The 25,342-nt window shown below is 66.5% G+C and carries 20 protein-coding genes and 1 tRNA gene; 9 read left to right on the top strand and 12 right to left on the bottom strand.

Going from position 1 to position 25,342, the window contains the following annotated elements:
* Nucleotides 1–51: 51 nt before the first annotated feature.
* On the top strand, nt 52–2,832 hold the full coding sequence (locus DVH23_RS16755; protein WP_114578574.1) for an ATP-dependent helicase: 2,781 nt from the start codon (nt 52–54) through the stop codon (nt 2,830–2,832).
* 18 nt (nt 2,833–2,850) lie between these two features.
* On the opposite strand, the gene DVH23_RS16760 is transcribed toward DVH23_RS16755, so the two are convergent.
* On the bottom strand, nt 2,851–3,828 hold the full coding sequence (locus tag DVH23_RS16760) for an MBL fold metallo-hydrolase (RefSeq protein ID WP_114578629.1): 978 nt from the start codon (nt 3,826–3,828) through the stop codon (nt 2,851–2,853).
* 112 nt (nt 3,829–3,940) lie between these two features.
* Here DVH23_RS16760 and DVH23_RS16765 point away from each other — a divergent pair, with 112 nt between their 5' ends.
* Nucleotides 3,941–4,915: an AIR synthase family protein gene (locus DVH23_RS16765; protein ID WP_114578575.1), complete on the top strand. Its 975-nt coding sequence runs from the start codon at nt 3,941–3,943 to the stop codon at nt 4,913–4,915.
* On the opposite strand, the gene DVH23_RS16770 is transcribed toward DVH23_RS16765, so the two are convergent.
* From DVH23_RS16770 to DVH23_RS16780, 3 genes are all read right to left on the bottom strand, one after another.
* Entirely contained in the window at nt 4,882–5,994 is a 1,113-nt protein-coding gene (locus DVH23_RS16770; protein ID WP_114578630.1) for an ion channel, read from the bottom strand. The two genes, DVH23_RS16765 and DVH23_RS16770, sit on opposite strands and share 34 nt — an antisense overlap.
* 69 nt (nt 5,995–6,063) lie before the next feature.
* A complete protein-coding gene (locus tag DVH23_RS16775) occupies nt 6,064–6,297 on the bottom strand; it encodes a hypothetical protein (RefSeq protein ID WP_114578576.1) in 234 nt (77 codons plus the stop codon).
* 46 nt (nt 6,298–6,343) lie between these two features.
* A complete protein-coding gene (locus DVH23_RS16780) occupies nt 6,344–9,130 on the bottom strand; it encodes an AAA domain-containing protein (protein ID WP_114578577.1) in 2,787 nt (928 codons plus the stop codon).
* 102 nt (nt 9,131–9,232) lie between these two features.
* Here DVH23_RS16780 and DVH23_RS16785 point away from each other — a divergent pair, with 102 nt between their 5' ends.
* Entirely contained in the window at nt 9,233–9,898 is a 666-nt protein-coding gene (locus DVH23_RS16785) for a glycerophosphodiester phosphodiesterase family protein (RefSeq protein ID WP_114578578.1), read from the top strand.
* Here DVH23_RS16785 and DVH23_RS16790 read toward each other — a convergent pair.
* The 5 genes from DVH23_RS16790 to DVH23_RS16810 form a co-directional block, all read right to left on the bottom strand.
* Complete coding sequence (locus DVH23_RS16790; protein ID WP_114578579.1) at nt 9,895–10,485, bottom strand: hypothetical protein; 591 nt, start codon at nt 10,483–10,485, stop codon at nt 9,895–9,897. The genes DVH23_RS16785 and DVH23_RS16790 overlap by 4 nt on opposite strands.
* Before the next feature lie 91 nt (nt 10,486–10,576).
* Nucleotides 10,577–12,616, bottom strand: coding sequence for a SpoVR family protein (locus tag DVH23_RS16795; protein WP_114578580.1), 2,040 nt, complete (start codon nt 12,614–12,616; stop codon nt 10,577–10,579).
* Nucleotides 12,609–13,922 (bottom strand): YeaH/YhbH family protein, encoded by a 1,314-nt coding sequence (locus tag DVH23_RS16800; protein WP_114578581.1) that lies wholly within the window; start codon nt 13,920–13,922, stop codon nt 12,609–12,611. The genes DVH23_RS16795 and DVH23_RS16800 overlap by 8 nt, the downstream gene beginning before the upstream one ends.
* A complete protein-coding gene (locus DVH23_RS16805; protein ID WP_114578582.1) occupies nt 13,913–16,201 on the bottom strand; it encodes a PrkA family serine protein kinase in 2,289 nt (762 codons plus the stop codon). Before DVH23_RS16805 ends, DVH23_RS16800 begins: the two co-directional genes overlap by 10 nt.
* A 2-nt stretch (nt 16,202–16,203) precedes the next feature.
* Nucleotides 16,204–18,276: a PrkA family serine protein kinase gene (locus DVH23_RS16810; protein WP_114578583.1), complete on the bottom strand. Its 2,073-nt coding sequence runs from the start codon at nt 18,274–18,276 to the stop codon at nt 16,204–16,206.
* Nucleotides 18,277–18,680: 404 nt separating this feature from the next.
* On the opposite strand from DVH23_RS16810, the gene DVH23_RS16815 reads away from it, so the two are divergent.
* Nucleotides 18,681–19,079 (top strand): DUF5820 family protein, encoded by a 399-nt coding sequence (locus tag DVH23_RS16815; RefSeq protein ID WP_114578584.1) that lies wholly within the window; start codon nt 18,681–18,683, stop codon nt 19,077–19,079.
* A 24-nt stretch (nt 19,080–19,103) separates the two neighbouring features.
* The gene (locus DVH23_RS16820; protein ID WP_114578585.1) at nt 19,104–19,550 is read left to right on the top strand and encodes a UPF0179 family protein; all 447 of its coding nucleotides are present in this window, start codon (nt 19,104–19,106) and stop codon (nt 19,548–19,550) included.
* A 1-nt stretch (nt 19,551) separates the two neighbouring features.
* On the opposite strand, the gene DVH23_RS16825 is transcribed toward DVH23_RS16820, so the two are convergent.
* Nucleotides 19,552–20,163 (bottom strand): MBL fold metallo-hydrolase, encoded by a 612-nt coding sequence (locus tag DVH23_RS16825; RefSeq protein ID WP_114578586.1) that lies wholly within the window; start codon nt 20,161–20,163, stop codon nt 19,552–19,554.
* A gap of 35 nt (nt 20,164–20,198) precedes the next feature.
* Complete coding sequence (locus DVH23_RS16830) at nt 20,199–20,936, bottom strand: fumarylacetoacetate hydrolase family protein (RefSeq protein WP_114578587.1); 738 nt, start codon at nt 20,934–20,936, stop codon at nt 20,199–20,201.
* A 136-nt stretch (nt 20,937–21,072) separates the two neighbouring features.
* Here DVH23_RS16830 and DVH23_RS16835 point away from each other — a divergent pair.
* From DVH23_RS16835 to DVH23_RS16845, 4 genes are all read left to right on the top strand, one after another.
* Nucleotides 21,073–21,147 (top strand) — tRNA-Glu (locus DVH23_RS16835).
* Between the two features lie 122 nt (nt 21,148–21,269).
* Nucleotides 21,270–21,428 (top strand): hypothetical protein, encoded by a 159-nt coding sequence (locus DVH23_RS24345; protein ID WP_198667963.1) that lies wholly within the window; start codon nt 21,270–21,272, stop codon nt 21,426–21,428.
* Nucleotides 21,425–22,426 (top strand): hypothetical protein, encoded by a 1,002-nt coding sequence (locus DVH23_RS16840; protein ID WP_114578588.1) that lies wholly within the window; start codon nt 21,425–21,427, stop codon nt 22,424–22,426. The genes DVH23_RS24345 and DVH23_RS16840 overlap by 4 nt, the downstream gene beginning before the upstream one ends.
* 380 nt (nt 22,427–22,806) lie before the next feature.
* Nucleotides 22,807–23,343, top strand: a complete 537-nt coding sequence (locus DVH23_RS16845) for a hypothetical protein (protein WP_157972454.1) — start codon at nt 22,807–22,809, stop codon at nt 23,341–23,343.
* 104 nt (nt 23,344–23,447) lie between these two features.
* On the opposite strand, the gene DVH23_RS16850 is transcribed toward DVH23_RS16845, so the two are convergent.
* Complete coding sequence (locus DVH23_RS16850; RefSeq protein WP_232833793.1) at nt 23,448–25,220, bottom strand: PQQ-binding-like beta-propeller repeat protein; 1,773 nt, start codon at nt 25,218–25,220, stop codon at nt 23,448–23,450.
* Between the last annotated feature and the right edge of the window lie 122 nt (nt 25,221–25,342).

Here is a 25,342-nt window from a genome sequence, read left to right on the forward strand (position 1 = left end):
TTCCGATCCGCTGGCCAAACCCTCTTGTCCGCCCGTTCCCTGGATGCGCCAATGGACGACTCCGCGTCGGGCGATCGGCCGTACGACCCCGACGCCGTCGCCGACCGGGAGGTCTTAGAGCGCTTGGAGCCCGCAGTCCGGGAGTGGTGGCGCCGCGAGTTCGGCGAGTTCGTCCCCGAGAACGAGGGCTTTTTCACCCCGCCCCAGGAGGGAGCGATCCCGCTGATCGACGAGGGGACGAACACGCTCGTCGCGGCGCCGACCGGCTCGGGGAAGACGCTGGCCTCGTTTACCGCGATCATCGACGAACTCTACCGGCGCGACCGCGACTCCGACGAGGGTCTCGAGAACTCGGTGTACTGTCTCTACGTTTCACCGCTCAAATCGCTCGCGAACGACATCCACCGGAACCTCACGGTCCCCCTGGAGGGGATCGAGGCGGTCGCCGACGAACGCGGCGAGTCGACCGGCGAGATCCGCCACGCGATCCGTCACGGCGACACCCCGGACAGCGAGCGCCAGAAGATGTTGGCGGAGACGCCCCACATCCTCAACACCACCCCCGAGACGCTCGCCATCCTGCTCAACTCGCCGAAGTTCCGCGAGAAACTCGAGAGTGTGGAGTACGTCATCGTCGACGAGATCCACTCGCTGGCCGCCAACAAACGGGGCACCCATCTCGCGGTAAGTCTAGAGCGCCTCGAGGCACTCGCCAGAAACGAGATCACCAGAATCGGCTGTTCGGCGACGATCGAACCCCTGGAGGGGGTCGCGGAGTTCCTCGTGGGCTGTGAGTTCGAGGAGGCTGAGGACGGGAAAACGAGGGGCGAAATGAGCAGCGAGCCACGGGAGTACGAGATCGTGGACGCCCGCTTCGCCCGCGAGTTCGACCTCCGACTCGAGAGCCCCGCCGACGACTTGATCAACACCTCCCGCGAGGTCGTCCAGGAGCGTTTTTACGATATGCTCCACGACCACATCGGCGAGCACACGAACACGCTCGTCTTCACCAACACGCGATCGGGCGCCGAGCGGGTGCTCCAGAACCTCCGCGAGCGTTTCGGGGCCTACGACGAGGAGAACTCGGCGTGTCACCACGGCAGCCTCTCGAAGGAGGTCCGCCAGGGCGTCGAGGAGCGGCTGAAGGAGGGCAGTCTCGACGTCGTCACCTCCTCGACCTCGCTCGAACTGGGGATCGACATGCCCCACGTCGATCTCGTCGTTCAAGTTGGCTCGCCGAAGTCGGTCGCGGCCCTCCTCCAGCGGGTCGGCCGGGCGGGCCACCGCGTCGGACAGACGGTCACCGGCCGGGTGATCGCCCTCGACCGGGACGAACTCGTCGAGTGTGCGGTCATGCTGAAGAAGGCCGAGGAGGGGTTCGTCGACAGCGTCTCGATCCCCGAGCGCGCCCACGACGTCGCCGCCCAGCACGTCTACGGGATGGCGATCGCCGAGATCAGACCCGAGACCGAAGTACGAAAAATTCTCCGGCGGGCCTACCCCTACCGGAACTACACCGAAAGCGAGTACGAGTCGCTGATGGCCTACCTCACCGCCGATTATGCGGGTCTCGAGGACAAGAACGTCTACGCGAAGGTCTGGCGGGACGAGAACGACCCGCCCGACGGCGAGCACCACTACCCCGAGTACCCGATCGGCGAACCGTTGATCGGCAAACGCGGCCGGCTCGCCCGGGTGATCTACATGACCAACATCGGGACGATCCCCGACTCCTTTAGCTGCGACGTCAAGACCCGCGCCGCCGACGAGTGGGTCGGCCAGCTCGACGAGGACTACCTCGACACCCTGGAGAAGGGCGACGTCTTCGTCCTCGGCGGGGAACGCTTCGAGTACCGCTACCGGCGCGGGTCGAAGGTGTACGTCGATCGGACCGCGAGCCGGCCGACGGTTCCCACCTGGTACTCCGAGCGCCTCCCGCTCTCGACCGATCTCGGCCGGGAGATCCTCGCGTTTCAGGGCGACCTCGCCGAACGGTACGAAGAGGGTGGGCCCGCCGCGGTCCGGGCCTGGCTCCGGAAACTCCCGATCGACGACCACGCGGTCCGCGCGCTCGCGCGGCTGTTCGACTACCAGTGTCGGTACGCCGGGGTCGAAAGCGTCTCGACCGACCGCCGGCTCGCGATCGAGGTCGAACGCGACCGCGGGGAGTACGAGCGCCGCTACTACGTCCACTCGGCGTACGGCCGGCGGGTCAACGACGGCCTCTCGCGGCTGCTGGCCGCCGAGTGTGCCGACCGGGCGACCGCGAACGTGAAAGTCGCCGTCGCCGACAACGGCTTCGTGCTCTCGATGCCGCTCAACAGGAAGATCGAACTCGAGACGATCCTCGCCGATCTCGATCCCTCGGAGGTCCGCAAAAAGCTCCGGGGGGCGCTCGCGGGCACCGACCTCCTCCAGCGATACTTCCGGATCAACGCGACCCGGGCGCTGATGATCCTCAAACGCTACAAGGGCTACGAGAAGTCCGCGAGCGAACAGCAGGTCGCAAGCGAGATGCTGCTGGGCTTCGCCGAGGACTTAGAGGAGTTCGCGGTCATCGAGGAGACCTACCGCGAAATTCTGGAGGACAAACTCGCCGTGAGCGAGATCGAGTCGATCGTCGGCGCGATCGATGCCGGGGAACTCGCGGTCTCGCAGGTACTCGTCGATTCGCCGACCCCGCGGGCGTTCGGGCTCGCGACGCTTTCGGCCAGCGACGTCGTCCTCGCCGAGGACGAGAGCGCGGCGTTACAGGCGTTTCACGAGCACGTCCTCGAGGAGATCGGCGAGGAGTCGCTGGCAGGGCTGTCGGGAACGGCCGGCGAGAGCTGAATCGCCGGCGAAACCCGGTCACTCGGGCACCGGAACGAGCGACTCGAGATCGGCCTCCTTCCCGGTCGTCTCGTACTTCCCTTCGACCTCCCGGACGATCCCCTCGTGGCGGAGGTGATCGAGGTGGGCGAAGGCCTCCCCGGGTCCGTGCATGACGTGGATCCCCTCCAGGTCGCCGAAGAGGTGGGCGCCCACCGTCCAGGCGTCGGCAGGGCCGTGTTCCCGGAGAACGTCGAGGACCCGACTGGTTCGCTCGCGGTGATGTTCGGCGATCGTCCGTGCCCGACCTGCGGGATCGTCGATCGGCTCGCGGTGGCCGGGCCAGAGCCGGTCGTAGTCGCGTCCGACGACGGTCCGGAGCGTCTCGAGGTAGTTCGCGAGCGGGCGCTCGACGCGGACGTCGGCCCCGCCGACGTTTGGTGTGTAGACGGGGAGGACGGCGTCGCCGACGAACGCCTCCCGGCCGTCGGCGGTCTCGAACTCGAACAGACAGAGGCCGGCGGTGTGACCGGGTGCGTGGACCGTCTCCAGCGTTCGCCCGCCGACCGCGAGACGGTCGCCGTCGGCGATCTCCTCGACGGTCGCGGGCTCGCCCGCGATCGCCTCGCTCCCGTCGAGAAAGGCGAGGAGGGACTCGCGCTCGTCGGTGGGCATTCCCCACGCCTCGAAAGCTTCTCGCCGCAACGAGTCGAACTCCGCGAGGGCCTCGTCGTCCCGGCGGACGAGCGGGGCGTCGGAAGCGTGGACGAGGACGCGCGCGCCGCTTTCGGCCTGGATCGCACCGGCCAGGCCGGCGTGGTCGGGGTGCCAGTGGGTCAGGACGATCGTCTCGACGTCGGCGAACTCGTGGCCGTACTCGGCGAGGCCCTCGCGCAACTCCGATTCGGTTTCGGCCGTGGCGATCCCGGTGTCGACCAGCGCGACCCCCTCGTCGTCGAGGAGATAGGCGTCGTTTCGCCCCTCGAACTCCTCGTTGCCCAGCGTGATCCGCTCCATGTCCGGTTCGAGGGCGCCGCGTGCCAAGAAGCGTTCGACGTCGTCCGTGGCGTCGGTCCGCCACCGACGCCCCACCGTCAGCTACAAACCCCGCATCCGCCCAGTTCGAACCATGCCCGGCAAGGTGAGCCCGGAGCTCCTCGAGCACGTCTTCGATCGAACGGGCGCCGACGACCCCGCGGTTCTCCAGGGACCCGCCGACGGCGAGGACGCCGCGGCGATCGCCTGCGAGGGGGGGACGCTGGTCGTCAGCTCGGACCCGATCTCGCTTGCGGCCTCCGAGGTCGGCCGCCTCGGCGTCCACGTCGCCTGCAACGACGTCGCCGCCTCCGGGGCCGACCCGCGGTGGCTGACCGTCGTGATCATGCTCCCCGGCGGTGCCGAACGCGAGGTCCTCGAGACGGTCTCGGCGGAGCTCGACGCCGCCGCCCGCGAGGTCGGCGCCGCGATCGTCGGCGGCCACAGCGAGTACGTCGACGCTCTGGAGCGCCCGCTGCTCTCCCTGACCGCGATGGGACCGACGGACCGGTTCGTCCCGACCGGCGGCGCCGAGCCCGGCGATCGGGTCCTCGTGACAAAGGCGGCGGCGATCGAGGGGACGGCGATCCTCGCGGCCGACTTCGGGAAGGAACTCGCCGTTCCCGACGACGTCCGGGAACGGGCCCTCGCCTTCTTCGAGGAGGTCAGCGTCGTCCCCGACGGTCGCCGTCTCCGCGAGGCGGCGAGCGCGATGCACGATCCCACCGAGGGCGGCGTCGCGGCCGGGCTTGCGGAGGTCGCCCGCGCGTCGGGGGTCCGTCTCGAGGTCGATCGCGAGGCGATACCGATCCGCCCGGAGACAGAGACGCTCTGTGGGGCCGCGGGCGTCGACCCCCTCCGGATCTTCGGCTCGGGGGCCCTGCTCGCGACCGTTTCCGCCGGGTCGGTCGACGAGGCACTCGCCGCCCTCGAGTCTGCCGGGATCGACGCGGCGGCGATCGGGACCGTCGAGGCGGGCGATCCGGCGCTCATCCTCGACGGCGAACCCGTCGCGGAGCCGATCGAGGACGAGCTCTATCCGCTCTGGGAGGCCGCGGACGCCGACTGAGCGGACGATTCGAGGACCGCCGCCACGGCGGCGTCGGCCACGGCCGACCGGGGGTCGATCACGACGTCCGCACCCTCCGCGACCGCGGGTTCGGGGTCGGCCGCGACCGCGACGATCGGGGCGGCTGTCGTCTCCCGCGTGGCACGGACGGCGTCGGGAGAGCCATCGGCGACCACGACCCCACCACACGAGGCGACGCCGGCCCGCTCGAGGAGGGCCTCGTCGGTCGGCTCGCCCGCGTGGACCTCGACGTCCGCCGGCAGTCCCTCGAGACGTTGGTTCTCGGCGACGATCGTCACCGCCGCCCGCTCGGCGAGCCGCTCGGCGATCGCCCGTGCGGGTCCCTCGAAGCCGACCACGGCGACCCGCTCGATCCCGTCGCGGTGGGCCCTCACCCGTCGGCCGGCCATCGCGAGGCGCGCCTCGACGGCCGGCCCGAACAGGCTACCGGCGGCGACGGCGACCGCCGCCGGCCCGAGGACGACCAGCGAGGCCGCAAACAGCCGCGCGCCCAGCGAGGTCGGATGGACGTCGCCGTAGCCGACCGTCGTCGCGGTGACGACCGTGAAGTAGACGGCGTCGACGACGCCTCCCACGCCGTCGAACCCGCCCCGGAGCGCGTAGGCGCCGGCGGTACCGTAACAGCCGACGCCGACGACGGCGACGACCGCGCCGAACTGCGTCGCCGAGAGCGTGAGGCCGGCAGAGCGGGTGAACCGCTCGCTGGTCGCCACGAGGACCGCAAGCCCGGCGACCGAGAGCACGACGAGCGGGATCGAGAGCAGCCGCAACTGGACGACCCCGTGGACCGCCTCGAGTGCGACCAGCGCCGCCGCGGCGACGTACGCGACCCTGTACCCCCGTCGCATCCCCCAGGCCACGACGAGAAGCGCGAAGCCGACGACCGTAGCGGAAAACTCCGCGATCGCCTGTATCTCGGCGGCCGGCCCCGCCGCCGTCAGCGCCGGATCCGTGAGGATCGCGGCGACGCCGGTCGCGATCGAGACGACGGCGACCGCCACGACGACCCGGACGGCGAGGCTCCCCGCCGAACGGGCGTCTGCCAGTCGGTCCAGCATGGTCCCGCCCTCCACGACGCCCACCGAAGTAAAGCCCGCACTACCGCCGGCTCCACCCCGCCGACGGAGCTACGACCCCTCGTTTCCGCCCTTCCGTTCCTCGAGGAACGTCCGGACGCCCATCACGGGGATGAACAGGAAAAAGGCCAGCATCACGGTCCCCGAGGAGATCGCCACGACGAAGTTCGGCGTGAGCCGGGGCTCCATCGCCCAGCTCGCGATCAGCGCCCCGCCCAGCACGGAGACGACGACCAGGACGAGCAGATCGACCGGCTTCACGGGGAGGTCCGGCTCCTGGCTCATGGCCGGACTTGCGAGCGCGGACGTATAAACGGCCCGCGATCTCCCGTCAGGTCCGGGCCCACTCGAGCATCCGGCCGTAGACCGGATCTGACTCGAGGGCCCGCGAGTCGCCGACGAGGACGAGCGCGCGTTTGGGTCGGGTGAGCGCGACGTTGATCCGGCGGTAGTCCTCGAAGATCGGCCCCTCCAGGTCGCCGGTCGCGACGAACGAGACGATGATGACCTCCTCGCTCGAGCCCTGGAAGCGGTCGACGGTGTCGACGGTCACGTCGTCGGGAACCCGACCCCTGATCTCGCCGACCTGGGCGCGAAACGGCGCGATGACGCCGATCTCCGCCCGCGGGACGCCCGCGGCCTCGTAGCACTCTACGAGGTCAGCGATCCGGGCGGCCTCCTCGCCGTCGGTGTGGCGGGCGGCGTCGCCCGCGACGTCGACGAACGCGACCGGATCCCCGAGTTCGTCGGGCAACGCCTCGCGGCTCGCTCCCGCTATGTCGTCGAGCGTTCGCCCGGCGACCTCGGGCGTCGCGGGCCGGAGCTCGCCGTCGTAGAACTCCCGGGAGGCGAACGCCTGGATCCGCTGGTTCATCCGGTACTGGCGGTCTAACATGACGCCTGCCCCCGGATACGCCGAGACGAGCCGCTCGAACAGCGACCGCGAGAGGTCCGCCTCCTCGCCTCCCGCCGCTCCCGTCTCGCTCTCCCCCGTCTCCGCCCGCACCACCGGCGGGAGCTGTTCGTGGTCGCCCACGAGCACGAACCGGTCGGCGAGGTTCGCCGCGGCGAAGGTGCCGGGCTCGGTGAGTTGGGCGGCCTCGTCGACGAGGGCGACGTCGAACTCGGTCTCCTTCATCACTCGTGAACCGCAGGTCGCCGTCGTCGCCGCCACGACGGGCGCCTCCCGCAACTCGCGGGCGCGTTCCTCGGGGTCGCCCGAGCGTTCGAGCCGGAAGGGGAGCATGTCCTCGCGGACGCCGCTCTCGGTGCCCATCCGGACGAAGTCGGTGAATCCCTGGTCGCGAAGGGCCTCGAGTGCGTTGTCGACCGCCCGGTTCGTAAAGGCCGACAGGATGACGCGGTCGCCGCGGTCGACCATCGCGCGGATCGCCCGGGCGATGGTGTACGTCTTCCCGGTTCCGGGCGGGCCGTGGATCAACGCGAGGTCCGCACAGCCGACCGCTTTCCGGACGGCCTCGTCCTGGGCCGCGTTGTTCTCGATGAACGTCTCCTCGACCTCGCGAAAGACGGGCTCTTCGCGCCCGAAGAGCACGTCCTTGCGGCGCTCGCTTCCCTTCAGGAGGGCGTCGTGGAGCGCCGAGAGCTGGCGGTCGGTGGTGAACTCGGAGGGGTAGACGTCGAGCCGGGTCGCCTCGACGGGCTCGTCGGCCGTCAGCACGACCTCGCCGCCGTCCTCGCTCTCCAGGCGTTCGATCCGGGCGAGTTCGGCCTCTCCGCGGACCGGGCGGCCGTCGCTCGCGAGCACGAGGTCGCCCTCCCGGATCTTCGAGCTTTCGTCCGAGCGCCGGCGGGCGTGAATCTCCCAGCGCCCGCCCTTTAGGGGCCGCATCTCCTCGAACTCGAGGTCGATCAGCGCCCGGTCGTCGTCGGCCCGTTCCTCGGGGCTCTGCTCCCAGAGTTTGGCGTACTCGCGGTGGACCTCGCGGCGCTCGGCCTCGATCGCCCGGTAGAAGCGCTCGAAGTACTCTCGTTCCTCCTCGGGAAGCGCCGCTCCGATCTGTCCGGCCTTCGACTCCTGGTCGAGCCGGCCCGAGACGACCATGCAGGTGTCCTGTTCGAAGCAGTACTCGCAGCTGGCGTTGCCCTCGTACCCCGTCGGCACTCCGCGATCGAACTCCATCGCCGCGATCTCGTTTCGCAGCCTGACGACGTACTTCAACAGTCCGCTCCCCATCGAGAACTCCTTTGCGGGCGTCAGATCGCCGGTCTCCTCGTCGCGTTCGAGCGCGGAGTTCTTCGTGTAGAGCAGGGTCCCGGTGTCTACCTCCCCGCCCTCCTCCTCGAGCAACAGCGCGTAACACGCCGCCTGGACCTTATCCTTGAACCGGGGCTCCTTGCGGAGGTTCTTTCCGGTTTTGAGTTCGACCGGTGCGCCCCCGCGGATCGCGTCGGCCCGCCCCCGGATGCCAAACGTCGCGCTGATCAGCAGCCGCTCGGAGCGCCACTCGCTCTCGTCGGGCGCGAACCGCTCGGCGCTCACGTCGGCCGTCTCCCGACCGCCGTCGGTCTTTCCCAGCCGGCCCTGCTCGAGCCAGCCCTCGATCGCCGCCGCGTTCTTCCTGACGTCCTCCCGGACGCTCTCGGCGGATTCACCCAACATCCCGAGCTCGAGGCCGCGCTCCTCGACGCGGGCCTCGATCGACTCCTCGACCGCCCGCCCGCGGAGGAGGTCGCCGAACACCTCGTGGACGAGGGTCCCCTTCGTCACCGGATAGTTCAGCGGGATCCCCGAGAGCTTGTTCAGGTAGTACAGTCGGGGACACTCGGTCCAGCTCCTGATGTCGGTGACGTTGACCAGAAAGGAGGGCTCAACGACGACGTAGGACTCGCCCGTCGTCGAAAACCCCTCCTCCCCGCGAAACTCCGTGCGCTCGGCGTCGGTGACGACCAGTTCCATCCCGGGCTCGAGCAGTTCCGCCGATTCGGTCCACTTCCCCCAGCAGGTGACTCGAGTGGGTTGGTCCACGGCGTCGGCGCCCGCCCCGCTCGCGTCGTCGGCCGGGCGGATCGGCACCTCCGCGAGCTCGCGGTCGCCGTACTCGGTCCCTACCGTCCGCGTCGAGACCTCGCCGGCGACGATCCCCCGTACGTTCACGGGACCTGAAAGAGCCGGCGCGCGAAAAACGCTGTCGGTCGCCACGGCGACATCCCGGGCGGAGACGGGGGATTGAAGCCGATGCCGGCCTCCACTCCGGCAATGCGTCTGATCGCCCATCGCGGGTTCGCCGGGGTCGCCCCCGAGAACACGATCGCCGCGGTCCGGGCCGCAGCTGCCCGCGCAGACGTCGTCGAGTTCGACGTCCGGCGGTGTGGCTCGGGCGAACTCGTCGTCGTCCACGACGACGACCTAGAGCGGGTGACCGGCGAACCCGGCCGGGTCGCCGATACCGACCTCGAACGGCTCCGCACGCGGACCGTCCTCGACTCCGGAGAGGGGATCCCCACGCTCGCTGAGATGCTCGAGGCGCTCCCCCCCTCGGCCGACGTCAACCTCGAGCTGAAGGACCTGGGGATCGCCGACGACGTCCTCCGGGAACTCGAGGCCGCCGACGCCGACAACCGGATCGTCTGTACCTCCTTTCTGCTCCCCGAACTCCGGGAGCTCCACGACCTCGATCCCGACCAGGCGACGGGGCTGCTCGTGAGTCGCGACCGCCGGAGACCGGTGACGACCGCCGTCGAACTCGGCTGTGAGGTCGTCGGCGCTCACGCCCGGCGCTGTCTGTTCACGCGGCTGGTCGATCGCGCGAACCGGGTCGGCCTCGAGGTCCACGCCTGGTCGGTCCCCGGTCGGCAGAGCGCACGGCTACTCGGGTGTCGGGGGGTCGACTGCGTCTCCTCGGACCGCCCGATCGCGCTCTAGGACTCCGGCTCCTCGGTGACGACCGCCACGGGACGTCCCTCGTAGCCGGAACCCCCCAGCGCGCCGTTCTCTCGGCCGTCTTCGGGGGTCGCGGTCGCGATCGAGGGGATCGCCCGCTCCAGTCGTTCGATGGCCTCCCACAGCCTAGGCGAGCCCCGATCGGGGTCGGGCCCTGCCTCGATCGCTCGGACGAGGCGGTCGTCGTGGTCCTCGACGGCGTCCGGCCGTGCGTCCGCGACGGCGGCGAGCGCCCGAAACCCCTCCGTCGCTGCCGGACTCGGATGCTCTCCGGCGACGAACGCCGCGATGTCGCCGGCCGAGGGCGCGACGTCGGTCGGCGACGCCTCGGCGATCTCGGCGAGGCAGTACGCGACCGCCGCTTCCTCGGCCGTCCCCTCGCCCAGGAGGTCCCGGAGCTTCGGGATCGTCGGTGCGCAGGCTGCCGGCTCCTCGTCGACGGCCTCCCGGACCGCGGCGACGGCGTCCCGGCGTTCGGCTTCGGCGTCGAGTCCCGCGAGTACCGCCGGCAGATTGATCGCCGGTGGAGGGACCGCGGACTCGTCGGAACCGCAAGGCTCCCCATCCATCCTGACTGAGAGTCAGGCCAACTAACCCAAAAGAGTTTCGACCGTTCTCGGATGAACGATCGGCCGCAGTCGTGCGGTTTTCCCGCCCCAGCTACGCGAGCCACTCCTCGGGTTTCGTGTCGTAATCGACGTCGTCGGCTGCGAGGTGAGAGACGTCCTCCCAGGGGGCGTCCTCGACGGTCAGCTCCTCGCCGTCGTAGCGCAGGCGTTTGCCCCGTTCTTCGCGATCGGGTTCGCGATTCCGCCGGCGAGCGACCTCGACGTCGTGGTCGTCGACCTCCGTGGCGATCGTCAGCAGGTTCACCGGCCGGCCCCAGAGCTCGAACAGTCGTTTCAGGGTCTCGCCGGCGGCGTCCATGTCGAGACCGACCCCGTTGTACTGGTGGCCGAGCAGCAACTCGTTTGCGTTGCCGTAGTTGCCGTCGTAGACCGCGATCGTCGGCTTCCCGAAGTTGGTAAACTGGAGCAGTAACTTCTTCTTGACGTCGGCGGCGTCCGTACTCGAGACGTGAAAGCCGCCGGAGGCCTCCGAGTACTCGTAGGCGAAGTAGTCGTTCTCGGCGACGAACTCGCTCGTGAGGAACTCGTCGACGAAAGTGACGTCGTTGTGACTCTCTCTGACGTCGTACATCCGGTTCCAGCCCGCGGCGTAGTCGAGGTCCGCCAACGCCTCCTCGACGGACCCGTAGCGGGCGTCGTCGAACAGGTATCGCCCGATCCGCTCTAACTCGTCCTGGCTCACCTCCGCGAGAAAACCCCGGAACTGGGGCTCGACCAGCGAGTAGTGCCGGCGCGCGAGCCCCTCGTAGGTGAGCAGTTTCCAGGGGTAGGCCTCGACGTCGATCTCGCCCGCCCGAGCCGCGTCGAGGGCCTCCCCGTCGATCCACGTCTCGGGGAGTTCCGCGAGGTCCTCGAGGGAGTCGCCCGAGATCGAGGCGAGCGCTTCGGGGGGTTCGAGCCGGTCCCGGACGTCATCGAAGTCGACCACGTCCGTGAGGTTGCGCCAGCTCACCCCCTCGACCCGGAGCAGGGCCTCTATGACTTCCCGGCGGTTGGCGGTGTTCTCGACGTACTCCCAGAGCTGTTTCCCGAGGCTGTAGGGGTTGAGCCCGCCCGAGCCGAGCACCTTCGCCATGTGGTCTGCGTAGTCGACGAACTCGTCGTCGCCGGCGAAGGCCTCCCCGGTCATCATGAGCGACTCCCAGTAGGCCGCCCACCCCTCGTTCATGATCTTCGTCATCTTCTGGGCGGCGAAGTAGTAGGCTTCCGCGCGCATCATGTCGAGGACGTCGCGTTGCCACTCCGCCATCTCCACTGCCTTTCCCGCGTCCTCATCGTAGCGCTTGCCGTGTTCGCGGACGAACGCGAGCAGGTCCCGTTCGGGTTCGGCGGGGAAGCTCGGGGCTTCCTCGTCACCTTCGATCCGTTCGATCCACTCCTCGTCGAACACCTCGCCTCTGACCTCCGCGGAGATCCCCAGCTCGTCGAGTTTCTCCCCGAGGTCGTCGTCGAGCCCTGTCGGAGCGTCCTCGCTCTCGCGCCGCCGGGAGAATACCTGATGCTGGTCGATGTTGTCCTCTAAGGTGAGCGTGTGGTCGATCCACTTCTCGACCTCCGCGCGGTCGATCTCGGGATCGGCCATGTACTCCTCGATCGTTCTGGCGTGGCGCTCTAACATCGCGGCGGCATCTACCGAATCGTCGGCCCGCCCGCCGGTAAACAGCCCGAACCAGTCGTTGTTCCCGAAGAAGTCGGCGTGGGCCTCGACGTGGGTGATCACCGCCTTCTGGTCTGCGACCGTGTTCGACTCCTGGAGGAAGGCGTGTGAGGGGTTGTCGTTGTTGACGATCTCGAAGGCCTTCCCGCCGCCGTACTGTCCCTGCTTGCGCTGCTTGTCGTAGGTCATTCCCCACCGCCAGTGGGGGTATCGCGTCTGGAACCCGCCGTAGGCGATCAGCTCGTTCATCTCGCCGTAGTCGACGATCCAGTAGTTGACCGGATACGGCTCGAGGCCGAGCTTCTCGGCCAACTGGCGGGCGTGCTCGACGGGCGCTTCGAGGTCGCCGGCGATCGCCTGCTTCCGGAAGCGATCGCCGTTCGTGCTCGAGGAGAGGGGATGTGGGTCACTCATCACTGTCACCTTCCGTACTGAGGATCTCGTAGATCGCGTCGGTCACGTCCTCGGCGCCGTTGACGTAGGCGATCGCGACGTCCTCGGCGTCGCGGCCGAAGTGGCGTTCCAACTCCTCTGCGTGGGTCGCGTTGATCGCGTTGCCCGAGGGCTGGGTCTCGACGTAGGCGTGGAGGTTCGCCGGGATCTCCTCCATCAGCGGGATCACCCGCTCGCCGGTGTCGTTGCTCGAGTTCTCCGAGTCGCCCGCCGCGAAGACGTACCGGTTCCAGTCGCTCCAGGGGTACTCCTCCAAGAGGGTGGCGGCGAGTTCGTACGCACTGGAGATCCTCGTCCCGCCGCCCGAGCGGATCCCGAAGAACTCCTCGCGCGAGACCTGCCAGGCGTCGGCGTCGTGGGCGATGTAGACGAACTCGGCGGTGTCGTACTTGCCGGTGAGATACCAGTCCAGCGGGGTGAACGTCCGCTCGACCAGCTCGCGTTTCTTCTCGCGCATCGACCCCGAGACGTCCCGGATGTTGACGACGACGACGTTCTTCTCTCGCTCCTCTACGATCTCGGGGTACCGGTAGCGTTCGTCCTCCCGGCGGAACGGGACGTGACCGATCCCTTCCCGCCGGATCTTCGCCTGGATCGGCTCGCGGTCGATCTCCGCTTCGAGTTCCTCGATGGAGCCCCAGGCACCCCGCTCGTCTTCGACCTCCGCGTGGGCCTCCTCGACCCAGGCAAAGGAGACCGGCAGGCTCTCGCCTCTGGCCCACTCGAAGACCTCGCGAGGAGTGATCCCGGAGACCTTGCACACTTCGCGCAAAAACTCCTCGTCGAAGTCGGTCGCGAGCTTCCGTTTGAGCCCCTCCTTGAACATCCGCTCGAAGTCGAGCGTGCTGTCGGGTCCCGACCGGGTCATGTCCGTAAAGGGGCCCTCCGTCTCCTCGACGACCGTCTTCCCCTTGGGATCGAGGTCGAGGCCCAGCTCCTCGTCTAACTCCTGGGCGAACTCCTCGGGGTCCATCTCGTAGTACTCGTGGTCGCCCCCCTCGTCGCCGGGGTCGCCCTCCTCGCCGTCGTCGCCCGGCTGTGGCCGGGGCTGACCGACCGGCTGGCCGACCTCGGCGTCGCCCTGGCCGACGCCGCCCCTGTCCCGACGGTCGTACTCGAACGCCGGGAGATCGACGATCTTGACGGGAATCCTGACCTCGTCGGGCCGGCTGCTCCCGAGGTCGCCGTAGCTGATGAACTCCGCCAAGTCCTCCCGTCGGGCCTCGCCGACCTCGCGAAACCGCTCTAAATCCTCTCTCAGTCCCATCTGTAGCTCACCTGTCCCATGACGTGTCTGCTGGTCAACTCAGCGGAGGCCTCGCTGTAGCCGAACTCCGAGGTCATGGCCTCGAGCGTGGCCGCTTTGACCGCCGCGGTCTCGGTCCCCTGGGGCGGGTCGTCCCACTGACGGGGATCGACGTCCTCGAAAGTCCGACGGACGTCGTCCCAGTCGTGGCTCTCGAGGACCGACCGGATGACCGGGATCGCAGTGAGATCGACGTCGGCGGCGGCGAACTCCTCGTTTCGGGACTCCCAGGCGTGGCGGTTCAGGGTCGTGATCACCTTCTGGCGCCGGAACGTTCGGACGCTCTCGTCGGGACGGTTGCCGTCGTAGGCGGATTCGGAGAACCGCCCGAGCCCTTCGACCTCGAACAGCTTCATCTCCAGGGGGTCGGGCTCGACCTCCTCGCCGCGGTCGTTGTAGAGCGGTTCGCCCGTCTCCCAGGCGTAGACCTGTTCGACGTAGTCGGCGACGGTCTCTCTGTCGACCCGGTTGTCGAACATGATCGCCTCGATCACGTCTTCTTCCTGGCGGTCGAAGACGTGGTTCTTGACCGGAACCACGCGGTTCTCGAACTCCGAGCGCTCGCCCGTCGAGAACACCGGCGCCGTCGAGAGTCCCTCGGCCATCGCGTTCAACACGTCCCGGGGCATGACGACGTCCTCGACGGCGAGGTCCGCGTGATGGCGCTCGCCCTCGGCATGGAGCAGGTCCGCGAGCACGTCTCGCGTGTACGTGACGGGGATCCCCTGCTCGCCGTCGGCGGACGCGTCGTCGAACTCGAACTCCGCCTTGTCGGTTCGGGTGTCGCCCTCCTGGAGGTAGCCCTTGTCGTAGATCATCGCCTTGTCGACGAGGTCGAGGCCCGCCGGGAGGTCCTCCTCGTCGAGGCGGGAGACGACGGCAAAGAGGGCCGCGGCCTCGATCGCGTGGGGCGCGAACTCCCGCCGTCGCACCTCGCCTGCACCGTCTTTGACCGAGACCGTCACGGCCTCGCGGATCCGCTCCGTTCGCTCCTCGTCGCCGGCGACCTCCCAGATCTCGGTCTGGCCGGTCAGCTCCCGGCGGACGAGTTCGGTCTCCAGCGAGAGGTTGGTGAGGTAGCCAAAGTCGTGTTTGTCCAGCCGGCGTTTGAGCGCCTTCAACGGGTCCATCCCGTTTCTGTCGGCGTGCTGGTTGAGTTGGGCCTCGAGGTCAGGGTTCGAGATGATCACCAACTGTGTGTCCAGATCCATTCCGATCCCCTTGTCCAACTTCACCGACCGCTCGTCGGGGACGTTCAACAGCTTCCGGAGGAGGTCGGCGTGCTGGGCGGCGTCCTCGACGATCGTGAGCACGCCGTTGCCCTGCGAGAGCACCCCGTCGTAGGAGAAGGCCTGTGGGTTCTTTCGACCCCGCGAGTCCAGTTCCTGGAGCATTCCGTGCATCCAGGAGCCGACCAGTCGCTCTTTGGGCGTGCCCTCGTCCTCGCTGTGGAGGACGCCGACGCCCCGGCCGACGTCGACGACGTAGTTTTTCACCCGCAGGTGGCTCTCGTCTACGATCGCCGAGAACAGTTCGTCGCGACCCTGCCTGCGGTAGCGTTCCTCCAGGAACTCGTAGGCCTCCCGCGAGAAGGGGTCGAGCCGGCCGGCGACCTCGAGGGGAACGTGGTCGTCTATCCCGTCGTTGACCTCGCTCACGAGGTCCTCGCGAACCTCCTCGGGGAACACCGACAGCGGGTGGGTCTGGACCGGGCTCTCGTACCAGTGTTCGTCGTCGCCGACGGTCGGGTCGCCGCCGTAGGAGAGCCCGCGGTCGTCGGCGCCGGCCGACTGGACGTTCCACTCGACGGTGTACCGCCGTCCCTCGGGCGTCTTCGAGAACTCCCGGAGCCCGTTGACGAGACACCGCTTCAGCTCGGACTTTCCGGTGGCCGTGGGTCCCTCGAACCAGACGATCTTCTCGTCCTTTCCTCTGCCGGCGGCGATCGACCGGAGATCGTCGACGAACCCGTTGAGGACCTCGGTGTTGCCCAGGATCGCGTGCTCGCCGTCGTTGTGGGGGTCGTCGAAGAAGCGATAGCGGCGGGTCTCCTCGCCCTCCTCGACGACCGTTCGGGTTCCGGCGGCCTCGATCGCCGCGAGCAGGTACTTCGCGGCGTGGGCGCCGATCGTCGGGTTCTCCACGAGCCGGTCGACGTACTCCGGGAGGGCCATCGGCTCCTCGTAGGTCTCCCGTAGGGCGCGGTCTGCCGCACGAACGTACTCGGATCCCTCGCTCATCGTCAGTCCTCGATCTCCGATCTGGCGACCTCCGCGCCCGCGAACTCCAGGACCTCCTTCGCGCCGGCCTCGCTGTAACCCTGGTCGATCAGGCCGTCGATCCAGGCCGAGCGCTCGTCGTCGTCGAACTCGTTGGCCGAGACGAGCGCGGAGAAGTTGATGTTGTGTTTCTTGTCCTCCCAGAGCTTCCGCTCCAAGGCGCGACGCAGGCGCTCGTTGTCCTGGGGATCGAACGCCTCGCCACCGCGAGCGCGTCGGGAAACCCAGTTGGAGACCTCCTGGCGGAAGTCGTCCTTTCGGTCCTCGGGGATGTCAAGTTTCTCCTCGACGCTTCGGAGGAACGTCTCGTCGGGCTCCTGTTCGCGCCCCGTGAGGTCGTCGGCGACGGTGTCGTCGTCGATGTAGGCCATCACGTGGTCCATGTACTTCTCGCCCTGGCGCTGGATCTCCTCTAGGTCGTAGGCAAGCGCGTGGCGGACGTCCTCGATCGCGCGCTCTCTGTACTCCTCGCGGACGACCTCGAGGTAGCGGTAGTAGCGTTCGAAGGCGTCCGCGGCAATCGAGCCGTGGTGCTCTAAGTTCTCCTCGAAGAAGTTGAAGACGGTAAGCGGCGAGAGAAAGCCCCGCTGTCGGTGTTTCGAGTCCATGATCGCCTCGGCGATCTCGTCGCCGATGAATCTCGGTGAAATCCCCTCCATCCCCTCGCCGATCTCGGCGCTCGTGGCGGCTTCCTCGCGGAGCTTCTTGACGTCGACGTCCTCTCCCTCGTCGATCTCGCCGTTGTACGCCTTGGCCTTCGAGAGCAGGTCGACCGTCTCGGTGTCGGGCTCCTCGATCCGGGTCAGGACCCCGAAGAGGCCGGCCATCTCCAGGGTGTGGGGCTCGACGTCGATGTCGGGGACGTCGGCGTTCTCGAGCATCTTCCCGTAGATCCGCGCTTCCTCCTCGTAGGCCAGGACGTAGGGGAAGTCGATCCGTTTCGTCCTGTCGTTGAAGGCCTCCATCTTCTCGTCGCCCTTCTTGTCCTTGTACTCGGGCATGTTCGTCCGGCCGACGATCACCTGGTCGATGTCGATCCGGGGGTTGTTCTTGGGCTTGATCGTCGCCTCCTGGGTGGCGTGCAGGAAGTCATAGAGGAACTCCCGCTGGAGCTTGAGCAGTTCCTCGCCGCTAAAGATGCCGCGATTCGCGTTACAGAACGCGCCGGAGTAGTCGAAGGCTCGAGGATCGCTCTCGCCGTAGACCGCGATCTTGCTGTAGTTGACGTCGCCCGTCAGCTCGGTCTCGTCCTGGTTTTTCTTGTCTTTGGGCTCGAAGGTCTCGACGGCCTGGCGCTTGTTCTCGTCTGCGACCAGTCGGACGACCTCGACGTGGTTTTCCAATACTGCCTGGAGGTCGTCGTCGTAGTGAGCGAGCAGCCTGTCCATGTAGAACTCGCTTTCGGGATCCAGGCTCTGCTCGTTGCGGATCGTGTAGGGGGCGTCGAGGCGCTCGTTTATGTCCTCGATCACCGACCGGCGCTGCTCTAGGGGAAGGAGTACGAGCGGGTCCTGGTTCATCGGCGACCGAACGACGTCGTCGGTGGGGTCCTGGTCGGCGATGACGTCCGTGAGGTCCGTCCACCGGAAGGTGTACATTCTCCCGTCGTCCCGGAGGGTGTAGTCCTCGAAGTAGCGCCGGACCTGGCGGTCGAAGTGGGACTTCCCGGAGCCGACGGGACCCAGCAGGAGTTTAATCCGGCGTTCGGGGCCGAGCCGGCGGGCGCCGGATTTGACCTTGTTGACGAACTCGTGGATCGACTGGTGGACGATCCGGCCGTAGAAGGTGTTCTCGCCGTCGTCCAAGGGGTCTTCGCTCGCGAGTCGGTACTCGACGACCCCCTCGGTCTCGTCGTAGGTCGTCCCGTAGAAGTCGAACATGTCCGCGACCCGCTGGTGGGCGTTGCGGGTGATCTTCGGGTCGTCGTAGGCTTCCTGGAGGTACCAGTCGAAGGAGTGGGTCTCCCGCAGGTCCGCGGGCATCGACTCCTGGTAGTCGGTACTGAGCGTCTCCAGCGTTTCGGTGTCACCGGTCATTGTATCACTGGTCTGGCCGTAGTCGGTTCCGTTCGGTCGGTGGGGTCCGTACCGGCCCCTCCTGGCTCGGCGCGTCGGAGGGCGGGGTGGCGTCGGGCGGTGTGCGTTCGTGTCATGGTCGTGGGCCGGTCGACCGGTCGGCACCTGGGCAACGAGCCATCGAGGACGGCGCATCGGTCCGTCGGACGGATACCGATAGTATTTAATGAGAGAGGATCCCAACCACTTAAAGATAGCCCCGACAGTTATTTAGCAGGTGTATTTTTCGGGCTTCCGTCGGTTGACTCTATTCGTCGGGAGCCGCGAACGCCCCGCCAGGTATTTAAGCGACCCGTCCGCTACGGCGCCCCGTCGCTCGCGCGCACCCCAACGGGGCTATACGGCGGGGGAACCTACCGGCGGTCGTGACCGACCACACCGACCTCGCCGATCTCCCGCCCGGCTGGACGGTCTGGAGCGAGGAGGACGAGCGGACGGTGATCGTCTACCGAGCCGACGTCTTCGACGCCGAGGCGTTCCCCGCCGCCTGTCTCCCGACGCTGTATCTCACTCGGGGTAGGCGCGATCGCCGGCCCGGCGTCGCCCCCACGTCGCCCGGCGCGGACTGGTACGTCACCCTCACCCTCGAACCGGAGGTCACGGGCGAGGAGGGCAGGTTCGAGAGGCGGGAGGAGGCCCTCGCGTACGCCGTGGGCGTCGCGCGTCGCTTCGCCGACGGCGGGATCGACTACCGGGGGCTCTACCAGGTGCCCCGGGAGGAGTACTTCGCGAAGCTCGACGAACTCACGGGACGTGAGCCTTAACCACGCCCGGCCGGTAGTGGACGTATGTCGATCGTCACCCTGATCGGGACCCGCCTCGCCGAGCCGGGGGCCGAGTTCGTCTACGAGGGCGAGGCCGAGGGCTGTGCGGGCTGTCCGTACCGCAGTCAGTGTCTCAACCTCGAGAGCGACACCCGCTACCGGATCACCGGGATCCGCGAGAACGCCCAGACGCTCGAGTGTGCCATCCACGACGGCGGGGTTCGTGCCGTCGAGGTCGAACCCGTCTCAGTGACGGCGAACGTCCCCTCGAAGGGGGCCTACGCCGGCAGCAGAGCGAGCCTGGCGGGCCCCTGTCCGTACGTCGAGTGTCCGAGCCACGAACACTGCGTCCCCGATGGCGTCTCGATGGACGACGACCACCGGATCGGGGCCGTCCTGGGTGATCCCCCCCACGAGGTCTGTCACCTCGATCGGGGCCTCTCGCTCGTCGAGCTCGATCTCGAGAACTGATTCAGCTCTCAGCCGGCGGCTCCAGGGCGATCGGAATCCCTCGAGTCGCCACGTCGACGACGAACGACTCGACGTCCACAGCGGACTCGGAGCCGACGGGCACGACGAGGTCGAGGTCGAGCGTTTCGGCGAGGTCGGCCGCCGCGCGGCGGTCCATCGCGCCCTCAAGCCCGACCGGGGCGAGGAGAAGGTCGACGCTCATAGTGCGGTGGGAGTCGAAGACCGCGGTTCGCCCGGGCCAGAACGCCGTCACGCCGTCCATCGTCAGCGCGTAGCCACAGCCCGTGGCCCGACCGTCAGCTCCGCCGGCGGGCGTCGTATGGAGGTCGAGCGGACCGACAAGGAAGCTCTCGCCGGGAGCGACGCGCTCGACCGGCCGGTCGAGCCCACTCGGGTCGATTCCCTCGGGGATGGCCACGAGCGCGTCCTCGCGGGCGATCCGGGCGATCGCGTCGGGATCGGGCCGTTCGGTGACGAGGACGAGGTCGCTATCGCGGGGCTCGCCGACGTCGCCCGCCGGATCGAGATAGACGACGACGCCCGTTCGGGCCGCGAGCCGGACGGTCGTCGGACCGAGACGTTCGACGGTGACGGGGCCACAGCGGAGGGGCACGGTCGGAACTGGGTCGGCGCGGCGAAAAGCGTTCCCTACCGGAGCCGGACCGAGTGCTCGAGGGTCCCGACGCCCTCGACCTCGATCGCGACCTCGTCGCCGTCGGAGAGCGCGCCGACGCCCTCGGGAGTGCCGGTGGCGATGACGTCGCCCGGCTCGAGGGTGAGGTAGGTCGTGATCTCGGCGATCAGTTCGGGCACCGAGAAGATGAGCTGCTCGAGCGAGCCGTCCTGGCGGAGCTCGCCGTTGACCCGCGAGCGGACCGCCGCGTCCTCGGGGACCTCCTCGGGGGTCGCGACGACGGGGCCGATCGGGGCCGCGCCGTCGAACGCCTTCCCGCGAATCCAGTTCTGTTCGTCGTTCTGGTCGTCGCGGTTCGAGACGTCGTCGACGCAGGTAAAGCCCTCCACGACGTCCATCGCCTCGCTCTCGGGAACGTGGCGACACTGCTCTCCGATAACGACACCCAACTCCGCCTCGTAGTCGATTCGCTCTTTACCGGCCGGTGGCTCGACGACGTCGCCGTGGCCCGCGACGGCGTTCGGGCCCTTGAGGAAGAGCAGCGGCCGGTCGGGGAGATCGGAACCCATCTCGACGGCGTGGTCGGCGTAGTTCCGGCCGATGCAGACGATCTTCGAGGGGGCACAGGGCGCGAGGACGTCGATCGCCTCGCTCTCGAAGTCGTAGCTGTCGTTCGCGAAATGGATCCGGCCGTCGTCGAGTTCGCCCCGGCGGACGGCACCCGCGGGGTCACGGAATCTGACGTACTTCATGTGGAAGGAGTCACATCGGGGGCGCAAAAGGGTTGAGAAGCCGGCGTCATTGGCACAGGGTGCGTCGTCGGCTGTCACTCCCGGGCGGGAACGGAACGCTTTTTACTAGCCCCCGGCAAGCCAGGAGTGCTGATTCGCTCCGTTGGTGTAGTCCGGCCAATCATTTCGGCCTTTCGAGCCGATGACCTGGGTTCAAATCCCAGACGGAGCATGCATCTCACGTTCAAAGCTTCTTCACACTGTTAGTGACGGGTTCGGTAAATCAGGACCGTTCGCAAAACCGAACCTGAGGTTCAGAGCCCAAACTATTTCAGCGGAAGGGAGGGGGTTGGCGTGAGTCGATCTACCTCCAGCACCGTACGCTACGAGCCCGACTGTCCGGAGTGCGGGTGGATCCTTCCCGAACACTGGCGGCTCGATCACGACCGGAGTCGCTGGGAGTGTCGGTACTGTCGGCGGATCTTCGGCGTTCACGAGGTGCTCCGCCCATGAGCGCGGAGACTACCCGAGAGGTCACTGTCGAGCAGTGGACCAAAGCAATCGAAGACTCACGACTCATCCTCGACGACGGTCTCACCCCAGCGGATATCGCCGCGGAGTTCGACGACGTCGCGCGCGAAACGATGGCTGATCTCTGTCGAGAGGCCGTGCTTCAAGTCGAACGGGATCGGTCCGCAGTGATCCTTGACGACTTCCGCGCGGCCCGTGGTGCGCTCGACGCTGACGACCAAGACGGCGAGGAGGACACTCTGTCGGCCGCGGACTCCCTTGAGGTGATGCTGGACGACGTCGACGGGCTAGCTGACAACGCCGATTCTCACCGTGACGAGCGTGACGGAGAACCAGATGCGTCCCCGCCGGCTGATCGCCAGTCTTCACTATCGAGTTCCGATACCGATTCTCCGGTCGAACCGATTCCGTCTGCGATGGATCGCGACGCGCTTGAGGGCGAAGTCAGTGACAACCGTGAGCGGATCGCGACTCTTGAGGCGCAGGTCGAGACACTCCAAGAAGTCGCGAACCGTGACGTCGCGATCATGCGTGGCGCGCTTCAGGAACTCCTCGGTGGCGACGTCGTCGATGACGTGTCCGATCTCCCCGAGGCCGCCCAACAGTTCCGGGCCGAACACGACCGCGCAGACCGTGTCGTTCGCGAAGGAGCCGTTCCCGACGGCGGGGAAGGCAGTCGGACGAAGGTCGAGCTCGCCACGGATCTCGCCAAAGCCGAGGCCGTTCGTGTCTCGACCAAGGGACTCCAGGGTGGGGCAATCGACTACCCGGACGTCCGGGATATCGCCGACCGCCAGCACGATACCGATCTTCATTCGGGGACGGTCTACGACGCCTTCGATCGACTCAAAGACCGATGGGACTGTTTCGAGGTGAAAACCGGTGGCGACGGGCCAAACACCCAGAACAAGCAGCTGCGGTGTCTCCGTGATGAGATCCCGCAATCACTGCTGAACCAACTACACACGGAGGGTAACTAACGGATGTTCCGTACAAGAACAGGGGATTAGCCCATTCAGCGGGGTTCGATTCACGCTGCTCTCGAGATAGATCCGCGAGGAAAGCCTCCGCCATAAACGCACCTGATACAGCCCACACAGCACCACACTGAAAACAACGGTCGAAGAGCGACGGGTCTCTCCGCTCACTCCGTCATCGTCCGATGATCGTGAGCGGGGTGGGGCCTCTCGTTCTTGTACGGAAGCGACGTTAGTTAACATGTCAAACCAACGATTGCCTGGCGGCGGACGAACGCGCGGTCTAGAGCGTGTTCGAGAAAGAGGCCGGAAGAACGCGCGTACGAACGACTCAGTCCAGCGGGTCTGTCCCGGAGACGTCACTCGTGTGGAGGGAGAATCCGATGTGTAGCTCGCCGAACAGCGATGACGGTCCAGTCCGACTCGAGGAGTGTCCGTTCTGTGGCGTGGAGATCGACGGAAAGGCCCCACCGTTTCATCTCGAAGAGTGCACAGCTTTCTCCCGGGCGTTCGATGTGGATCCACTGCGGGAGCAGACTGGGTCCACTGGTCAGGATTCTCGGGAGAACAGGCAGTCGAGATCACCGGTTGCCAGGAGCGAGACGATTCAACCAGCGAGAACGGCGGGAACCTGGGTTGGGCGGCCTCCATCGGGATTCACCGTCGTCGACGGACAACTCCGGGTTGACGTGCCCACGTTCGAGGCTATCGTTGAGGGGTTTGAACGGATCGAGACGGGCGAATCCCAGCGGACAGTCAGCCGCGAGATCGACGTCGTGCATGAATCGACGCTCCGGCGTCTCTATGCCGATGATGAGCGTCGGCAGATCTACACGGAGCATCGAGCGCCGAATGAACGCATCCAGGCAGCGCTCGATGGCTGGCTCGAAGCAACGAGGCAGGGCTGCTCTGTTGAATAGAGGTGTGGGTGTCAGACAACGGTTCTCATATCCGCGTTCTCCGCTTCCTCGATTTGGTCACTACGGCTGCGAACTGAGCACAAAACCAGCGAAATTTGTTGTCGCTATTCGTCAGTGACGATCAATGTCCCGCTCTCCTGTTCGTCGCCGGCGACAACCGTCCACTCGTTGTTCCCCACTGAGAGGTCACCACACCAGACGCTGTGGTAGCTCGCATAACAGTCGCCGGCATCGATCTCGACTGACGTCGACTCCGAGACGTTCCCCGCCTTGAACGTCACCGTGACCTCGGTGGCATCCTCATCGTGGTTCTGGACCACGATATCGACACTCGCTCTTTCCCCCCGGGCGATTGAGTCGGATGCCGTCACTGAGAGGTCAAGATCAACGGAGGGTGTGTTTTCGCTCGACTCGTTGCCGGCCCCATTATTCTCCCTCGAATTATCGTCCGTTCTACTATCCTCATTTGCAAACTCTACGCCGGCATCCAGCGCGTGGACCGTGGTCCGTTCGGTCGTAACGAAGACTGAACCGTCTGCGAACCTCGGATTGCTAACATCGTTATCGGCAACGAAAGTCCACTTTTCGTCGCCGGTGGCCGTATCCAGCGCGTTCAACTGATAAGCGTCCTCGAAGTCCGTATCAGTCCTGCTTACGACAAAGAGGGTATCCTCAATTACTGTTATCGTTGAGAGCAATAGATTACCGAGCAGAGAGCTCCATCGTTCTGTACCCGTCTCCGGATCTACCGCATGAACGATGCCGTCGTCGCCCTGCCAAACCGCAGTTCCAACGAAGAGTGTCCCATCTGCCTCGGTCACTCTATCGACCGAATTGTCGGCCTTGAACTTCCACTTCTTTTCACCCGAATCCACATCAACGGCGTACAGACTGGCGCACGGCGAGTAGCCGCCGCATGAATCTGATCCGGTATAGAGTGTGTCGCCGATCACCTTCACGAATTGAAGCTGCGGATCTACCCACTCGGGACCGTCTGACGTATCCACCGTAAATCGCCACCGCTCGTCGCCAGTGGCCGCATCCAGCGCGGAAACGTAATACTCGTGCTCGCTCCCTGCGTTCTGTTCACTAGGGCTGTATGCACCAAGGAACAGCGTCCCATCAGCTAGAGACAGGTCGGTCGTCACTCGATTGCCGATGTTGACGCGCCATTCTTCTTCGCCAGTAGCCACGTCCACGGCAAACATGTTTCCATCGCCATCGACGAGGTAGACTGTGCCAGCGGCCGTCTCGGCGAGGAATCCTGGTTCAGGATGGCCGGTGGATTCTACACCGTAACCCATCTTGAACTGCCATCGTTGTTCGCCGGTGCCCGCATCCACTGCGTAGACGCAAAATTGAGAGGGGATGAAGACGGTGTTCTCCGCAACGTGTATCGGCGCACTCAGCTGTTCAAACTCGTCAAACTGCCACTTCTGTTCGCCGGCGTTTGCGTCCAGCGCGTATACTGCGGTCCCCAACCCTTCCTCTACTTCCCGACCGAAGGAATCGTCAGTGGTAGCAAAGACGGTGTCATCAACGACGACCGGCGGATTATTAAATCTCGTGTCATCAACGCCGAATTTCCACTCTTCGTCACCTGTTGATGCAGACAGCGCGTACACACCATCTGGATTGCTCACAAAAAGGGTCTCATTTACCACGGGTGACAATTCAGGACCACGAAGGAAGTCCGAGTTATCGAACTCGACTCGCCATTGTTCTTCGCCTGCGTTCGATTCCGCCCCCTCGTCACCGGCGGCCGTCCCGATACCGAATCCCGAAAGAACGCCGACACCCGCAGCACCTCGCAGGATCCTACGACGGGTTGATGTGATCGATCGAGGTCCATCCGGCATACTGATATTTTCACCCATACTCTCACAGAATACGTTCGTCATGAAAAAACTACTCATTTCTGACCCTTGGCCCATCCTGAACCGAGTAGCGATAGCTTGTCCCCCTATACCGAGCACGAAATTCAGTCCAGGTAGGTCGA

Origin of the sequence: Saliphagus sp. LR7, from assembly GCF_003344565.1 — an archaeon.
GTDB lineage: Archaea > Halobacteriota > Halobacteria > Halobacteriales > Natrialbaceae > Saliphagus > Saliphagus infecundisoli.

What these genes read in the sequence shown, in the direction of transcription:
- DVH23_RS16770 (WP_114578630.1), bottom strand. Translation starts at nt 5,994, where the DNA reads ATGCTGGACCGACTGGCAGACGCCCGTTCGGCGGGGAGCCTCGCCGTC.
- DVH23_RS16845 (WP_157972454.1), top strand. Translation starts at nt 22,807, where the DNA reads ATGTGTAGCTCGCCGAACAGCGATGACGGTCCAGTCCGACTCGAGGAG.
- DVH23_RS16795 (WP_114578580.1), bottom strand. Translation starts at nt 12,616, where the DNA reads ATGAGTGACCCACATCCCCTCTCCTCGAGCACGAACGGCGATCGCTTC.
- DVH23_RS16805 (WP_114578582.1), bottom strand. Translation starts at nt 16,201, where the DNA reads ATGAGCGAGGGATCCGAGTACGTTCGTGCGGCAGACCGCGCCCTACGG.
- DVH23_RS16755 (WP_114578574.1), top strand. Translation starts at nt 52, where the DNA reads ATGGACGACTCCGCGTCGGGCGATCGGCCGTACGACCCCGACGCCGTC.
- DVH23_RS16840 (WP_114578588.1), top strand. Translation starts at nt 21,425, where the DNA reads ATGAGCGCGGAGACTACCCGAGAGGTCACTGTCGAGCAGTGGACCAAA.
- DVH23_RS16820 (WP_114578585.1), top strand. Translation starts at nt 19,104, where the DNA reads ATGTCGATCGTCACCCTGATCGGGACCCGCCTCGCCGAGCCGGGGGCC.
- DVH23_RS16785 (WP_114578578.1), top strand. Translation starts at nt 9,233, where the DNA reads ATGCGTCTGATCGCCCATCGCGGGTTCGCCGGGGTCGCCCCCGAGAAC.
- DVH23_RS16810 (WP_114578583.1), bottom strand. Translation starts at nt 18,276, where the DNA reads ATGACCGGTGACACCGAAACGCTGGAGACGCTCAGTACCGACTACCAG.
- DVH23_RS16830 (WP_114578587.1), bottom strand. Translation starts at nt 20,936, where the DNA reads ATGAAGTACGTCAGATTCCGTGACCCCGCGGGTGCCGTCCGCCGGGGC.
- DVH23_RS16760 (WP_114578629.1), bottom strand. Translation starts at nt 3,828, where the DNA reads ATGGAGCGGATCACGCTGGGCAACGAGGAGTTCGAGGGGCGAAACGAC.
- DVH23_RS16775 (WP_114578576.1), bottom strand. Translation starts at nt 6,297, where the DNA reads ATGAGCCAGGAGCCGGACCTCCCCGTGAAGCCGGTCGATCTGCTCGTC.
- DVH23_RS16800 (WP_114578581.1), bottom strand. Translation starts at nt 13,922, where the DNA reads ATGGGACTGAGAGAGGATTTAGAGCGGTTTCGCGAGGTCGGCGAGGCC.
- DVH23_RS16765 (WP_114578575.1), top strand. Translation starts at nt 3,941, where the DNA reads ATGCCCGGCAAGGTGAGCCCGGAGCTCCTCGAGCACGTCTTCGATCGA.
- DVH23_RS16850 (WP_232833793.1), bottom strand. Translation starts at nt 25,220, where the DNA reads ATGGGTGAAAATATCAGTATGCCGGATGGACCTCGATCGATCACATCA.
- DVH23_RS16790 (WP_114578579.1), bottom strand. Translation starts at nt 10,485, where the DNA reads ATGGATGGGGAGCCTTGCGGTTCCGACGAGTCCGCGGTCCCTCCACCG.